Source organism: Heliomicrobium sulfidophilum, from assembly GCF_057715735.1.
This window is the reverse complement of record NZ_JBVTZZ010000005.1, coordinates 2,148,484-2,163,160: the sequence shown is the minus strand read 5'-3', so window position 1 is coordinate 2,163,160 and position 14,677 is coordinate 2,148,484. Positions and strand designations below refer to the sequence as shown.

The 14,677-nt window shown below is 60.7% G+C and carries 14 protein-coding genes; all 14 read right to left on the bottom strand.

Going from position 1 to position 14,677, the window contains the following annotated elements; translation table 11 throughout:
* Positions 1-100: 100 nt before the first annotated feature.
* Entirely contained in the window at positions 101-292 is a 192-nt protein-coding gene (locus AC0CW1_RS15910) for a hypothetical protein (RefSeq protein WP_488183975.1), read from the bottom strand.
* A gap of 17 nt (positions 293-309) precedes the next feature.
* Entirely contained in the window at positions 310-912 is a 603-nt protein-coding gene (locus tag AC0CW1_RS15905) for a PRC-barrel domain-containing protein (protein WP_488183974.1), read from the bottom strand.
* A gap of 122 nt (positions 913-1,034) precedes the next feature.
* Positions 1,035-2,189, bottom strand: coding sequence for a tRNA 2-thiouridine(34) synthase MnmA (mnmA, locus tag AC0CW1_RS15900; protein WP_488183973.1), 1,155 nt, complete (start codon positions 2,187-2,189; stop codon positions 1,035-1,037).
* Between the two features lie 322 nt (positions 2,190-2,511).
* Positions 2,512-2,892 carry a Fe-S cluster assembly scaffold protein NifU gene (nifU, locus tag AC0CW1_RS15895; protein WP_488183972.1) on the bottom strand — a complete coding sequence of 127 codons (381 nt, stop codon included), beginning with the start codon at positions 2,890-2,892 and terminating at the stop codon, positions 2,512-2,514.
* A gap of 2 nt (positions 2,893-2,894) precedes the next feature.
* Entirely contained in the window at positions 2,895-4,061 is a 1,167-nt protein-coding gene (gene nifS / locus AC0CW1_RS15890) for a cysteine desulfurase NifS (protein WP_488183971.1), read from the bottom strand.
* 54 nt (positions 4,062-4,115) lie between these two features.
* A complete protein-coding gene (locus AC0CW1_RS15885) occupies positions 4,116-4,568 on the bottom strand; it encodes an RrF2 family transcriptional regulator (RefSeq protein ID WP_488183970.1) in 453 nt (150 codons plus the stop codon).
* Between the two features lie 187 nt (positions 4,569-4,755).
* Positions 4,756-6,171, bottom strand: coding sequence for a deoxyribodipyrimidine photo-lyase (locus AC0CW1_RS15880; RefSeq protein WP_488183969.1), 1,416 nt, complete (start codon positions 6,169-6,171; stop codon positions 4,756-4,758).
* Between the two features lie 265 nt (positions 6,172-6,436).
* Complete coding sequence (locus AC0CW1_RS15875) at positions 6,437-6,559, bottom strand: hypothetical protein (protein ID WP_488183968.1); 123 nt, start codon at positions 6,557-6,559, stop codon at positions 6,437-6,439.
* A gap of 31 nt (positions 6,560-6,590) precedes the next feature.
* Positions 6,591-6,716, bottom strand: coding sequence for a hypothetical protein (locus tag AC0CW1_RS15870; protein WP_488183967.1), 126 nt, complete (start codon positions 6,714-6,716; stop codon positions 6,591-6,593).
* Between the two features lie 147 nt (positions 6,717-6,863).
* A complete protein-coding gene (locus tag AC0CW1_RS15865) occupies positions 6,864-7,568 on the bottom strand; it encodes an ECF transporter S component (protein ID WP_488183966.1) in 705 nt (234 codons plus the stop codon).
* The gene (locus AC0CW1_RS15860) at positions 7,549-9,324 is read right to left on the bottom strand and encodes an ABC transporter ATP-binding protein (protein ID WP_488183965.1); all 1,776 of its coding nucleotides are present in this window, start codon (positions 9,322-9,324) and stop codon (positions 7,549-7,551) included. Before AC0CW1_RS15860 ends, AC0CW1_RS15865 begins: the two co-directional genes overlap by 20 nt.
* Positions 9,297-10,301 carry an energy-coupling factor transporter transmembrane component T family protein gene (locus AC0CW1_RS15855; RefSeq protein WP_488183964.1) on the bottom strand — a complete coding sequence of 335 codons (1,005 nt, stop codon included), beginning with the start codon at positions 10,299-10,301 and terminating at the stop codon, positions 9,297-9,299. The genes AC0CW1_RS15860 and AC0CW1_RS15855 overlap by 28 nt, the downstream gene beginning before the upstream one ends.
* A 64-nt stretch (positions 10,302-10,365) precedes the next feature.
* Entirely contained in the window at positions 10,366-11,142 is a 777-nt protein-coding gene (locus AC0CW1_RS15850; protein ID WP_488183963.1) for a DUF4430 domain-containing protein, read from the bottom strand.
* 14 nt (positions 11,143-11,156) lie between these two features.
* On the bottom strand, positions 11,157-14,669 hold the full coding sequence (locus tag AC0CW1_RS15845; RefSeq protein ID WP_488183962.1) for an S-layer homology domain-containing protein: 3,513 nt from the start codon (positions 14,667-14,669) through the stop codon (positions 11,157-11,159).
* Positions 14,670-14,677 lie beyond the last annotated feature (8 nt).

Genomic DNA, 14,677 nt, shown 5'->3' with positions numbered 1-14,677 from the left:
ATGCTTCTTGAGCGGATGCTTCTTTTAGGAAATGTTTCTTTAAGAAATACTCCTTATGCACAGGCTTTTTCGCGAATGCATCTTCAATGCAACGTTTGCTCTATATTGGCGCTGCGTTCGCCCCGTCGAGGTCCATCAGCGGCGGATCGGGCTCTAAGGCCATCAGGCTGCCGTCTTCGGCGACCTCGAAGATCTCCTTTCGCTCATTGAACTCGATATAACAATTCCAGCAGTAGTACTGGTTTACGCCAACCTTGCCAACCTGCTTCCCACCGCAGACAGGGCAGCTCATGGAAATCCCTCCGTTTGCTATTCCCGCTCCCGCTGCCATGCGTCCTGCCAGTGGTCGGCGACGATGACCGAGTCGGTCCGCCATTCTGTCACATCCGGCCAGGGAAGCTGGAGCCGGCCCGTGAGCAAGTCCTGCATCAGGCCGTCGGAAACCTCGACCGCCGTCAGTTGGCCCTGGGCGGGATCAAAGAGGATGTCACCTACCTGCCCCAGGGGACGGCCCGCCTGGGTCCGCACGGGATGACCCTCGCAACGGGACAGGCAGAGGAGGACCGGTATCCGCGGAGACGGTTCCACTGGGGCAGCGGCCTGTTCCTGCGCTGGCTCGTGCGTTGCCAGGTTTTGAGACGTTTGCTCCTCATGATCCGGTTCATGTGACAGGAGGTCAAGCGACGCCGGATCATGGGGGGCCGGCTCCGCTTCGGTCCGGATCACATCCCGGTCATAGGCGGCCTGCGTCCATTCGAGACGCCGGGTGGCGCTCTCCCCCTCTGGCGCCAGCAGCAGCCCCGTCACCCGGCCTTCCTTGGTGTCGACCATGAGGTCAGTGACCCGACCGATCGTCTTGCCCGTTGCAGGGTGAACCACAGGCAGGTGGATGATGTCTCTTCCCTTTAGCACTCCTGTGGAGGTCTCCCCTCATCGTTCGCGTTGACGCCGGTTTTGGGAACGATTCCATGATCTATTGTTGACGCTAGAGGACGGCTTTTATACTCGGCTGCCGCATACGCCGCTTCGTCTCCCTACCGCCGCTTCGCCTTCGGCCCCTTCGCCGGCTTCGGCTCGCGATAGCGGATCTCCGGCAGCTTCACATCGAGGTTACGGACGATGGTGCCGCCGCCGACGACCCAGTCGCCCCGGTAAAAGACGACGGCTTGTCCCGGCGTGATCGCCCGCTGGGGCGCGTCAAAGTTGACGATGACGGAGGTGCCATCCTCGGCCGGGGAGAGGACCGCTTTCGCCGGCGGGGCGCTGTAGCGGATCTTGGCTTCCACTTCCATCGGTTCTTTCAGGCCTTCGATGTCGATCCAGTTGAGGTCGTCAGCCAGGAGCCGCCGGCCTTTCACCGCCTCGTCAGGGCCGATGACGACGGCGTTATGTTCCACATCGAGGGCGATCACGTAGGCCGGGTAGCCGAAGGCGACGCCTAAGCCCTTGCGCTGGCCCACCGTATAAAAAGGCAGCCCCCGGTGGGTGCCGATGACGTTGCCCTCCTGGTCGACGAAGGGGCCGGGCTGAAAGGTGTGACCGGGGTAGCGTTCCTCTAAAAAGCGCCGGTAGTCGTTGTCGGGGATGAAGCAGATCTCCTGGCTGTCCGGCTTGGAGGCGACGGCCAGGCCCAGTTGGGCCGCCTTTTCGCGGATCTCGGGCTTGGTGAAGCCGCCCAGCGGGAAGAGTGTCCGGGAGAGTTGCTCCTGGGTCATGTTAAAGAGGGCGTAGGACTGGTCTTTGTTCGCGTCGATACCCCGGCCCAGGCGGTAGCGGCCTGTGGCGCTGTCCTGCTCGATGCGGGCGTAATGGCCGGTGGCCACCTTGGCAGCGCCGAGGGCGAGCGACTTTTGCAAAAGGCCCTCGAATTTGATCACCCGGTTGCAGCGGATGCAGGGGTTGGGCGTGTGGCCGGCCAGGTACTCGCGGCCGAAGTAGTCGATGACTTCCTTTTCAAAGTAGTCGCGGAAGTTCATCACGTAATGGGGGATGCCCAGTTTGAAGGCGACCCGCTTGGCGTCCTCGACGGCCGATAAGGAGCAGCAGCCCCCTTCGGCGCCTTCCGGCGCGTCTTTCGGCCAGATCTGCAAGGTCACGCCGATGACGTCATAGCCTTGTTCCAACAAAAGAGCGGCCGTCACAGAAGAATCGACGCCGCCGCTCATAGCCACTACTACGGTCTCTTTCACTTGAATCCCTTTTCTTTCCATGCGTTCTATTGTACAGCTGATTTACGGTCTACAGTCATTCACTGTGGCAAAACTGGCTATATAATGCCTACCCGGCTGTGACCCGACGGTTCGCTCTCCCGAAAACCGAACCATGAACAGCCTGCGTTGACTGTTTTGCACGGAGAGACGGCAGGTACAGCGACATCCCGGACAGGCCGTCGCCCATCCGGGATGTATTTTTTCCGGCTTTGATCACTTTCAATCCAGGAGTCACCTTCTATAGATGCGTCACCCTACCACAAGAGTGCGAGAAAAACGGCGCTCATGCGAGATCGTCACATTACTTCTTCGCTTCTTCCTGCTTCGCCTTGTAATCGGCGATGGCCTTGTGGAGCGCGTCGGCGGCGAGGTTGCTGCAGTGCATCTTCTGGGGCGGCAGGCCGCCGAGGGCATCGGCAACGGCTTTGTTCGTCAGTTCCAGCGCCTCGTCGATGGTCTTGCCCTTGATCAGTTCCGTCGCCATAGAACTGGTGGCGATGGCGGCGCCACAGCCAAAGGTCTTGAACTTGACGTCTTTAATTATGTTGTCCTCGACGTCGAGATAAATACGCATGATGTCGCCGCAAGTGGCGTTGCCCACTTCGCCGACGCCGCTGGCGTTTTCGATCTCGCCGACGTTGCGGGGGTTCATGAAGTGATCCATCACTTTATCGGTATACATGCTCAGCCCTCCTTGTTGGCATAGAGCGGGGACATGGCCCGCAGCCGTTCGACGATCGGCGGCAGCACGTCCAGCACATATTCAATGTCTTCTTCGGTGTTGTCCCGTCCCAGTGTCAGCCGCAGCGAGCCGTGGGCCACTTCGTGGCAGATGCCCATGGCCAGCAGGACGTGGGAGGGATCCAGGGAGCCGGAGGTGCAGGCGGAGCCGGAGGAGGCGGCGATGCCTTTCATGTCCAGCATCAACAGGAGCGATTCGCCTTCGATGTATTTGATCGACACGTTCACGTTGATGGGGATGCGCTCCGTCGGGTGACCGTTCAGTTGCACCTCCGGGATGGCCAGCAGGCCTTCGATCAGGCGCTGGCGCAACCGGCCCATGCGGCCCATCTCTTCGGGCAGTTCACGGGCCATGATCTCGGCGGCTTTGCCGAAGCCGACGATGCCGGGCAGGTTTTCCGTGCCGGGGCGGCGCTTGCGCTCCTGGCCGCCGCCGTGGGAGAGGGGAAACAGCTTGGTCCCCTTGCGGATATAGAGAGCGCCGACCCCTTTGGGGCCGTAGATCTTGTGGGAAGAGAGGGACATGAGGTCCACGCCGAGGTCGTTCACGTCGACGGGGATCTTGCCGACGGTCTGAACGGCGTCGGTGTGCATGATGGCGCCGTGGGCCTTGACAAGTTGGGTGATCTCCTTGATCGGGTTGATCGTGCCAACCTCGTTGTTGGCGTGCATGATCGTAACCAGGACGGTCTCGGGCTTCAAGGCGGCTTTCACGTCCTCGACGCGGACCATGCCGTACTCGTCGACAGGCAACACGGTGAGTTCAAAGCCTTCTTTGGTCAGCGCCTGGCAGGCGTCGAGCACGGCATGGTGCTCCGTCGCCGAGGTGATGACATGGTTGCCTTTTTTGCGCATCGCCCGGGCGACGCCGAAGATGGTCAGGTTGTCGGCCTCGGTGCCGCCGCTGGTGAAGATGATCTCTTCGGGACGGGCGCCGATCAGGTGGGCCACATTCGCCCGCGCCTCTTCCAGGAGCTTTTTCGCTTCCCGGCCGAAGGAATGGACGCTCGACGGGTTGCCGAAATGGTTCTGCATACAGTCGACCATGGCTTCGATGACTGCAGGATGGACGGGCGTGGTCGCGCCGTGATCGAGGTATACGCGTCGCATGGCTCTCTCTCCTCCGATTTGAAATGGGCGCCGGGCAGGGGCGTTACCTGCTTCCTAGATGTGATACATGAAAGCGCCCTCGTTGTATTTCATCTTTTCCGCTTCTTTGCACATGTCCGCCAAAGTGATCGAGTCGATGACCTGTTCGATCGAGTCGCGCACCTTGGCCCAGACCCGCTTAGAGATGCACTGGTTGGCGCGGGTGCAGCGCTCGGGGATGTCGTCATTGACACAGTCGACGGGGGCCACCGGCCCTTCAAGGACGCGGATAATGTCGCCGACGGTGATTTCAGCAGGCTCCCTGGCGAGGACGTAGCCCCCCTGGGCGCCGCGGATGCTATTGACGAGGCCGGCTTTGCGCAATCCGGCGATGATCTGTTCGAGGTAATGCTCGGAAATGTCCTGGCGCTCGGCGACGAGCTTCAAGGAGACGGGCCCCTGGCCGTACTGCAGCGCCAGTTCAAACATCGCCCGCACCCCGTATTGTCCCTTAGTCGAGAGTTTCATGGCATCACCTCTCGGTCGTCTCGCTGTCTTGCTCTGATTCCCCGTTCCATCTCTGGGTGGTTCCGGAAAAGGTGGTATGCTCCCCTTGCTGACTGCTCTGTCACACGATCAGGGGCAAGCCCTGTGTATACCCTACTAATTTAATAGGATTTCTTGGAGCATAGTTTACCATGGCACTCGGGATTTGTCAAACCCCGGTTTTACCGGTTTTTTCGCTCTCTGCGATCCAGTTTTCTACCCGCCGCACATAGGCCTCCACGTCGAATTTGCGGCGCAATCCGGCGGCGTTCATGTAGCGAACTTTGCCGAAGATGGCCCGTTCCCCCCAAGGGCGGTCGTGCTTGCCGAAGCACCAGGCGACGCCGGTGTAGCCGTTGGGATCGCGCCCGTCGAGGGCGTAGGTGTCGTTCAGTTCGACGGCGACCTGGTAGGCCTCCTCTGGATCGGCCGTCCATTCGAGGATCTTCTTCCCCCAGTACATGCGCATGTAGCCGTGCATCTTGCCGCGCAGCCGGAGTTCAGTCTGGGCGGCGTTCCAGTAGCGGTCATGGGTGCAGGCGTTCTCCAATTCCGCCTTAGTATAGTTGAATTCTCTGCTATCGGAGCGGTGGGTATGCAGTGTCGCCTGCGCCCAGGCGGGCAGGGAAGCAAACTGGTCGTAAGCAGGGTTGTAGTAGGCAAAGTTCATGGCCAGTTCACGGCGGACGATGAGTTCTTCTAAAAAGGCGGCCAGGCCGGCCGATGCTTCTGTTGCCGCAGGGAACGCTTCTCTTGCAATGGGAGAAGCTTCCGATTCGCCGTGTAATCCTCCCCTTACTGCCCCGCCGCCTGCATCGAGAACCTCCCGGGCTTTCAATGCCACCTCCAGCGGCGAGATTTGACCGAAATGCAGGTAGGGGCTCAACTCAGACAGGCCGTCGAGGGAGGGGTCGTTTTTATCTTCGTGGTAGCGGGAGAGCTTCTTGCGCAGAAAGTCGTCGAGGCGACGGTGAGCCTCCTGAGAACCGCCCCGCCAGCCCACAGCCGGGGAGATGGAGGAGTCGATGGTACCAGGGATAAAAACCGGTTTGCCAGGAAGCTCGTCATCGAGCAACGCCTCCCCATCCAGAGCCGGACAGTCGATATCCCGCTCCTCCAATGGGACGAGAAAAGCGTCCAGCAGCCGCTTGATCTTGGGCCGGAAGGTGGCCGCTGCATACTCCTCTTTCGGCGACGTCGTCTCGACGGGGACGATGACATCGCTTTCCACTTGAATGAAGGGACAGTTGATCCGGTCGGCGACCGTCTCCCGCCACTGGCGCTGGTAGCGCAGGTAGCCCCGGTCGGTGACGACGAGGGCGGCCTGCCGGGCGAGAGCGACGACGCCTTCCACCGGAGGAATGCGCCGGATGATCATGGCGATGCCCCGGCGTTGCAAAGCCTCATGGACATCGCAGAGCCCCTCCAGCAAGAATCGGTAATGGCGCGCGTTTGCGCCGGGTACGCCTCCTGTCAAACCGAAAAAGACGAGCAGGGGCAGGCGCAGTTTGTTGGCCTCCCCGATGGCGTACTCCAAGGCGTGGTTGTATTCGGCCCGCTGGCTGGCCTGCATCCAGTAGAGCACGTATCGCCCTGCGTGAGAAAGTGCATGATTACGGATTTGGATTCGTTCGCGTTGAATCAAAGATCAAGCCTCCTATGTAAAAGCCTTTCGGATGGCGTCGCAGGCAGCCCCCACCTTTTCACCTTATCATCTCCAACTGCCGGAAGCCAAGCGCCTCTCTGTTTTTAGACAGCAAAAAGAGACTGCGCTTGAGCGCCCAGTCTCTTTTACAGGCAAAAGGGGCCTCTCCGAATAAACGGAAAGGCCCCTTTTCTATTGGGCTCCCCTAGAAGCCTCCACCGTACCCGAATCCGAATCCCGTACCCAAGATCGCGATGATGATGATCAGAATGGCCAAGGCCACAATGTTGTTACCGATAAAACCACCGCCACCACAAACGGCTCCCATAATGGCTCCTCCTTTCAATCACTCTGTCAGATTAACCGGCGTATCCGAAGCCAACGATGTTGGGATAGAAAGCGCCGATGATGATCAGCGCGATGACGAGACCGGCTACAACACCGAAGCCGCCGCCAAAGAAGCCGCCAGCGTATGCGTTGCCCATAATGCACCCTCCCTCTAGCGCCTTGCCAATGGAAAATTTATCCACTAACAAGGTACTCAGGCATCCTTTGTTCTGTTACAAGCAAGAATTTTTTAGGTTAATTGAGATGAAAAATGTTGTTCGCTGGTCCTTGCAAGGATTTATTTTTTATGACACTGCCACCCGCAGCTTGCTGCGAAAACGCTGCAGTATCATCGTAAAGCGCTTGCCAAAAAGAGCATAAAAGAGGCAGTTGCCGATGGCATGCACCGTGTCAAAGGACAGGCTGGCCAGATAGGTAAGCAAAAAGGACTGCCCTGTATGCGGATGAACAAAGGCGCTCCAGTGCCAGAAGTTCATGATCCACCCGTAGAGATAGCCCCATGCGAAGAGGAAGGCGATCATCCATGGCCTCCCGATGTCCGGAAAAAAACGCGTCAGCAAGCCTGCCGACACGCCGGCCATCCCCCAACTGAACATCTGCCAGGGTGTCCAGGGTCCCTGACCGAGAAAAAAATTGGACACGAGCGCCGCTGTCGCTCCGACCATGAACCCTGCCCGCGGACCGAAGACGGCGCCCGACAGGACCGTCAAAAAGGTGACCGGCTGGATGCCCATCAGCGCGGTAAAAGGGACGCGGCCCACTGCCGCCAGCGCGCCCAGGACGGCGATCATGGCGAGTTCGCGGGAACAGATCGCTTTTCGCTCAAAAGCCCAGAAGAGCAGCAGCAGCGCCAGGAGGACCATCTCCATGGCTAACAATCCCCAACCCTGCCGCCCGACGATGTTTCTTCCGATCAGGCTGGCAAAGAGGGAACCGGCGGCCAGCGCCAGGATGAGCGGAACTTGCAGTTTAGGCCAAGCAGGCCACATGGGCGATCGTCTCCCTTCCCGCCGCTTTTTTGCGCGCCTGCCGGCCCACACCCTGAAAAGCTGCCCAGGCGGCTTCCGGCGTCAGGAGGTGAGGCGCGGCATGGCGAAACAAGCGACCGATCTGGGTCGAGTAAAAGAGCGATTCCCCCAGCACCGGCAACAGGTCGCCATCTCTAACCACCCTGCCGCCGTCAAGGAGCGCCACACGCGTCGCAAAGCGGGCGACGAACTCCACATCATGGGTGACCAGGATCACAGAAGCCCCGCCATCGATCCGCCGGCGCAACAGCGCGCCCAGTTCGTCTTTTAATCGCTCATCCATTCCCCGCGTCGGTTCGTCAAGCAAGAGGATTTCCGGATCGGTGGCCAAGACAGCGGCGATGGCCACCCGCTGCCGTTCCCCGCCGCTCAGATCGCGGGGGTGGACGCCTCGGTAGGCTTCAAGTCGAAGCTCTAGCAAGAGCCTCTCCACCGTCTCGTCGTCGGGGAGGCCAAAATTGCGCCTCCCGAAGGCCACTTCCGCTTCCACTGTGTCTTGAAGCAGGTAGTCGTTCGGGTTTTGAGCCAGGTAGCCGATCCGCCCGCCGGTACGGGCAGAGCCGCCCCCTTGCTTTGCCAACGACAGGGAGCAGCGGCCCCGCCCCGGTTTTAACAGCCCGGCGATGATCCGCAAGAGTGTCGACTTGCCGGCGCCGTTCGGTCCGAGAAGAGCCAAAAAGTCACCCGGCGCGGCGCTCAGGCTGACATCTTGCAAGGCCTCCCACCCGTCAGGGTAGTTGAACCAGACCCGATCCAGCGATACCGTAGCGTTAGCTGGCGAAACCACCTTCTGCCCTTTTACCTTGGTTAGGTCTGGGGGGTTCGTTGTGGGGGGAGTTGTTGGGAGGGATATTTGGGGGGATATTGGGAGCGCTCGTTCCGGTTCGCCTTCCCGGGGAAGCAGCGCCGCAAGGACTTTTCGCCCAGCTTTGACGGTAATCGGAACGGGCGACAGTCCCATTCCGGCAAAGAAACGGGCCACCGGTGGCGCAAGTGCCCCCGATCGACAAGCGCCCCACTGGGCCATCTCTCCTGGCGATCCGTCAAAAGCGATGGCGCCGTCTTCCATGAACAAGACTCGGTCGGCCAGATGAAAGCAACGGTCCAAGCGCTGCTCCACCAGCACGATCGTCATGGCCAGGTCCTCATTCAGCCGCTTGACAAGACCCAGGATTTCCTCGGCAGCCGCCGGATCCAGTTGGGATGTGGGCTCATCAAGGATCAGCACGCGCGGCTGCATGGCCAGCGCGGACGCAAGGGCCACCTTCTGCTGCTGCCCGCCAGACAGCGTCCAGATTTCCCGTCCCCGTAACGGCGAGAGTTGAAAGAAGGTCATCACCTCGGCGATCCTCGCCGCCATATCCGCCGGGGTAAGGCCAAGATTCTCCAACCCGAAGGCGATTTCCGCTTCCGGCTCGGTCATGACCAGTTGCTTTTCCGGATCTTGAAAGACGAGGCCCACCTCCCGGGCGAGGTCCCGGCGCAGCAGATCGATGAGCGGACGGCCCCAATAGCGCAGTTCGCCGCTGAAGCGACCGCCGTAAAAACGGGGAACGAGCCCCGCCAAGGCGCGGGCCAGCGTCGATTTTCCCGAACCCGATTGGCCGGCCACCAGGACGAACTCCCCGTCGTCGATGCGCAGGCTGTCGATGCGCAGGGCGGGCTGCTTTTTTTCAGGGTAGAAGTAGGTCAGATCGCGGATCGAATAAAGGTCCATTTGCGCCACCCCCAATGCAGGATTACCGGAACCAGCAGTCCGGCCAGGATGCATGCAGTAAACGTCACCACATCGCCGCGGAGGGGATCGAGTGCCGGGTAATAGGCGTAAAGCAACGTTCCTTCCCAGGCGCCTGCGACAGCGGCGAAGAGGGACAGGAGCGCCCCGCTCAGGCAGATGCTGTCCCGCCGCCGCCAGAGCTTCCGGCGGTGGCTTGTTCGGGGGCCGACGCCGAAGGCGCGCGCTTCCATCGCCTCCGCCGTCTCCCACGAATCTTCCAGCGACGAGAGAAGCAGCGCTTCCACAAGGCCGGCATACTTGCTCACCCGCTCCCGGATCGTCCCCTCATCAAAACGGACGCCCCGCAGTTCCTGGATCTCGCGGATCCGTTCCAGACGGCGGCGCATCGTCGGAAAGAGCCGCGTTGCCAGAGAGATCACCAGGGTCGAACGAAAGGTCAACCTGGAGAAGAGGCGCAGCAGGTCGTCAGGGGAGACCATCCCGCTGTAGATAAAGAACAGGCTGAGGACATTGAGCAGTTTTAAGGCCATGGCCGCGCCGTAGGCCACGGCTTCCACGGTGATGAACAGCGGCCCCAGCAAAGGGATGGTCGGGCCGATCCAGAGGACCGTCTCCCCGGCCCGCACCAGGAGCGGGTTGATGACCAGGATCAGAGCGCTCAACGGCAGGGCGAAGCCCATGGCCTCGTTCCATTGCCCCCACCGGCCCAATGCCGCGATCGTGACGGCTTGAACCGCGAAAGCGCCGGCGAGAAAGACGGGGTGGTCGATGAACATGAGCAGAAAGAGCAGGGCAACAGAGTAGCTCAAGGCAGCCGCCGGATGCAGCGTGGTCAGTATCGAGGCGCTATCCCAAACATGAGCCGGCTGATTCCGTCGCTGAGCGGCGCCGGCCATCGCTTGATCACTTGGGCCTTCCCTGCCCTGTAAAAAGCGGCTTGCGGGGTATCCGCTCATGGCGTCGTTCTCTGGGCAAGAGCGATAAAAAGGGGGTTGCCGGCTGCTATTGTGGAATCTTTTTTCATGGCCTTCCTCCTTGTTTTTGTTGCAACAGCGCCTCCCAATCGGGGCTTGGCGCATCCATCTCATTGCTGTACCACCAGACGATCCGGTCATCCCTTTGCACCGTTTTTTCGTTGGCGGCCACCATGGGCGTCTCGTCATTCACCTTGTACATCCAGCCGCGCATCCCCCGGTTGGCCTGGCCGTTGATGCTGGTGACAAAGCTTCCGAAGCCGGCGCCCATGCCGTAACGCAATCCTGTCGCTTCGAGCGCTCCCAGGGGCGTCTTCCCCCAGCGGTTATCGTCTTTGATCAGGACGCTCTCCGGTCCGAAGAGCAACTCCCCCTTTTGGCCGACGATGGCTATCGAGACAGAAAGACCCTTGGGGCTCTCTCTGTCCGCAGAGGCTTCTTTCCCTCCGCTCGCCTGCCCTTCACTCGCCTGCTTTTCACTCGTCTGCTTTTCGCCGCCTGTCGCCCGAGGAACCTCGGCTGCCTCGCTCATCACGGAGGCGGCCTTTTCTCCCTCTTTTGCCGTCTCCGTGGGCGCAGTTGAGGAAGGAACGCCCCTTTGCGCTCCTTCCTCACTCGGTTGCGCAGGAGCGTTTTGAAGAACCAAAGGCTCTCTCGCGGCCGCCCCTTGCGCTTGATGGAAAGCAGCCTGATCGGCAGAGGTGATCGGTGCAACCTGCACGTTCTCCGGCGCACCGCTTCTGCCGGAAAAGCTGACAGCGCCGAACAGCAGGGCCAGGAGGATCAGCAAAAATCCCCAGTGCCAGCCGATTCGCTTGCCCATCGCCTTCACCTCCACTACTTCATCAGCTTGTCGATAAGCGCCGCCGCCTCGGCCCGGTTGGCCTCCGCCTGGGGCCGGAAGCTGCCGTCTTCATATCCGCGCAGCAAGCCTTGTTTGACCGCTTGGGCGACCCAGGGGCGCGCCCACGGCGAAATCGCCTCCTGATCGGTGAACGGCGCCCCTTCCGTCTCAGCCTGTTGCCACCGGAGCGATTTGCCTAACATGACAGCCATCTCTTCCCGTGTGATCCGGTCATTGGGGCGGAAGGCGCCATCGGGGTCACCGTTGACGATGCCGGCCTCGGCGGCGGCAGCCACTGCCGGGGCAAACCAATCGCCTGCTAGCACATCGCGGAAATTCGCCTTGCCTGTCGCCGGCAGTTGACGGCTCCGGACGAGCAATGCGGCGAACTCGGCCCGCGTGACGGTCCGGCCCGGTTCGAACCGGCCGGGCGCAACGCCGTGGAGGATATCGGCCTCAGACAGCCGCCGGATGCTCTCGGCGGCCCACTCGAATCCAGCTAGATCGACAAAAGGCTCTTGAACTTTCGCCATCGCCGGAAGCGCCTCGGGCATCTCCCTTGCCAAGACGGCGTAGTCGGAAAAATGACGGAGTTGCGCCAGGAAGATGCCTTTGGTTCCGTCATAGACGGCAGGCACGGTCATCCAAGCCTTGGATTTTACATCAAAGACAGCCAGCGTCACATCCTCCGGGCTTGCCGCCGGCGGCAGGGCGACGCGCAAGGCGACGGTGACCGGTTCCGCAAAGGTCGTTCCGTCAGGACCAAACCGGTAGAGAGACGAGAGAAACTGAAACCCTGCCGGCGCCTGTTGGGCCGGCTGCTCTGTCCCAGAAGGGGGCGCGATTTCCTGAATGGTCAACCTCGTGTCCTGGCTCAGCGCCTTGGCTGGCGCCGCCAGGGCGACTTCTCCCTTGGCATCGGCGATGACCGCCCCTTGTTCGGCCTTCACCTCCTGCTGCAAGGACACGCGGTTGTCAGCCAGTTCCCTCTGCTGTTGTTGATAGGCCGCTTCGGTGAGCGGCCGGTAATCGCCTGCCACCACCAGAGCCGCGAGGCCGTTGCCGATCGCATCGATGGGCTTTTCCTGCGCCAAGGCGGTCGATGCAGTCTCTTTTTTCAAGCTCTCCAAGGCCTTGACTGCTTGATCGGATGCCTGCAACGCTTGAGGGAAACGGCTGTTTTGTTCTTTGACACTGCTCGGAACAGTGTTCGACGACGAGGTTCCGCTTGCCAGCGACTTGCCGCTGATCACGTCCGACCAGGTCGGTCCGGGATTGTTCATGTCGACGCTGTACCACCAGATCACCTTGTCTCCCGATTTCACCGCCTGGTCTTTGGCTGCTGACATCGGGGTGACGTCGTTCACCTTATACATCCAACCGGACATTCCTTGGTTGGCTTGAGCTTCGATAGAGGTCACGAAGCCGCTCCGGTCAGCGTAGCTCAAGCCGGCCCCTTCCAGCGTCCCCAGGGCGGTCATCCCCCAGCGCCCGTCCTTGCGCACAGTGACGGCAGCAGGTCCGAAGAGCTTCTCGCCGGACTTGCCGATCACGGCGAGCGACACACTGGCCGTGTCGCCCTGCGGCGTCGTCCCGCCGCCCGGTCCGCCGCCGGAAGGCAGACCGCCCAGCGCCAGGTAGGCCGTTACGGCTTCCGTAGCGCCAAAGACGTTCTTGCTGCCGCCGAAGCTGCCATCATCATTGAGGGCCTTCGTCAACATCCAATCGACGGGACTCTGTTGGTTGCTGTTTTTCAGTTCACCGGGATTCAGGCCGAGCTTTAGCATAGTGACGATCATTTCCGCCGTGTCGACGACCGGATCGTCATAGGCGCCGCCGAAACCGCCGTCCGCGATTTGTTTGCTCTTCAAATAGGCCATCCCATCATTGATCGCCTGTTGCGCGGCGGCGTCGCCGCCCATTCCGGGCAAGCCTTTCAGCGCCCGGATTGCCTGGGCGGTCGACATAAAGTCGGCATAGAAGACACCGCCAAAAGATTCGCCCCAAGCGCCTTTGTCCGGTTCATTCTGTTGTTGCTTGCTCAATAGATAGGCGCGGGCGTCGTCCTTGATCGCGGCGATTTTTCCGGCTTCCTCCAGGGCCAGATAAGCCCAGGTGTCACTATAGATGCTGTTGGAAAAGCCGGATTGCGCAGTGTGCCTCGTCAGGAGGAGGTCCGCCAGTTTGTTGGCGCGCTCCTGTTCCTGCAATGCCTGCATCGCCATGAGGGAGAGCGCCAACGGTTTGACGTTAGGGGCTCTTGACCACCCTCCGTCGTCTCCTCCGTATTGGTCATAGGTGAGGCCGAGCCGCTTCAAGGCGATCAGCGTTTCGGCGGTGGCGGTGGTGCTGTCGCCGGAGACAGGGATGGCCGCCGTATCCTTGTGCTGGATCGCTTTGAGATAGGTCTGGATGCCATTGACAGCATCATTCACACCGGTTCCCGCTGTGAAACCGGAAAGGGCTGCCATTACCTGGGCCGTCAATTCCGGTTCCTTCGGGCTGTAACTGCCGTAGGCGAACCCTGCCGGCGCTCCCCATTCGTCACTGTGGGCGGCTCGGAACTGGTTGACATAGTTGAGGGCCTTGGCCGGATCAATGCCCCCCAGTTGGTTGCATTGCCCCAGCGCCTGTAACACAGCGACATCCTCGTAGATGGATGCGCCAAAGTAAACGCTGTCGCCGACGGTTTGCGCTTGGCTGCGGATGGCTCCGCCCAGCGCGTTGATCTTTTCATCACTCGGCGCTAGCTGATACAAGGCCGCCAAGTGCTTGGCCAACTCGGTGACGCTCTTTTCTGCGGGATGGTCGGCGGCGTAAACGGCATCGGCGACGGCCTGCTCGCGCAGCGTCTTGCCGTCTCTCAGCCATTGGGCCCCTGTCAGATCCTCGCCGGCCAGAGCCAAGGCGGAGACGAAGCGTGCGTCAAAGGTGGCAAAACCGGTGTTCGAGTATTTTTCATGGCTCTGGCCAAAGCGCGTCCGCAGGAAGCCGACCCCTTTGCCTATCGCTTCATTGACCCGTTCCTTTAAGGCGCCCTCCGGGACATCGTCTTTGATCCGAGCCAGGGCTTCCAGACAGACCTTGGTCCCATACTCGTTGGCAAAGGGACCAAAACTGCCGTCGCCATTCTGGTTGGCCAAGAGGTATGTAATCAGGTTGTTTTTGCTTGCCAGTTCAGGCCCGATCGTGAGGGCATCCGACTCGGCGATCTGCTGCTTTTTCACCGATAGGGAATAGGGCGGCGTCCACTTGGCTGCGCCCAGATCCTCCTTTGCCGCAAGCAACGCGGCCGCCGTATAACCGTCAACGGCTTCTCCGTTATTCACTTTGCTGTGAATGAAATCGACGGCCTTGCCAGCCAACTGACCCGCCTTGACGGCCGGATCTTCTGACGCCGCCTGGGCTGTGAAAAGGGGAAAACAAAAGCTCCAAAAGAGCAGAAAAACCATCACCAGCGCCGTTGTCTTCTGGCTGCGCCGGTTAGCGCGATAGAAGGGGTGCAAAACCATCC

Bases quoted from the DNA above. Each gene is read 5' to 3' on its own strand.
- AC0CW1_RS15910 (WP_488183975.1), bottom strand. From the start codon at position 292: ATGAGCTGCCCTGTCTGCGGTGGGAAGCAGGTTGGCAAGGTTGGCGTA.
- nifU (WP_488183972.1), bottom strand. From the start codon at position 2,892: ATGTATACCGATAAAGTGATGGATCACTTCATGAACCCCCGCAACGTC.
- nifS (WP_488183971.1), bottom strand. From the start codon at position 4,061: ATGCGACGCGTATACCTCGATCACGGCGCGACCACGCCCGTCCATCCT.
- AC0CW1_RS15885 (WP_488183970.1), bottom strand. From the start codon at position 4,568: ATGAAACTCTCGACTAAGGGACAATACGGGGTGCGGGCGATGTTTGAA.
- AC0CW1_RS15875 (WP_488183968.1), bottom strand. From the start codon at position 6,559: ATGGGAGCCGTTTGTGGTGGCGGTGGTTTTATCGGTAACAACATTGTG.
- AC0CW1_RS15870 (WP_488183967.1), bottom strand. From the start codon at position 6,716: ATGGGCAACGCATACGCTGGCGGCTTCTTTGGCGGCGGCTTCGGTGTT.
- AC0CW1_RS15865 (WP_488183966.1), bottom strand. From the start codon at position 7,568: ATGTGGCCTGCTTGGCCTAAACTGCAAGTTCCGCTCATCCTGGCGCTG.
- AC0CW1_RS15860 (WP_488183965.1), bottom strand. From the start codon at position 9,324: ATGGACCTTTATTCGATCCGCGATCTGACCTACTTCTACCCTGAAAAA.
- AC0CW1_RS15855 (WP_488183964.1), bottom strand. From the start codon at position 10,301: ATGAGCGGATACCCCGCAAGCCGCTTTTTACAGGGCAGGGAAGGCCCA.
- AC0CW1_RS15850 (WP_488183963.1), bottom strand. From the start codon at position 11,142: ATGGGCAAGCGAATCGGCTGGCACTGGGGATTTTTGCTGATCCTCCTG.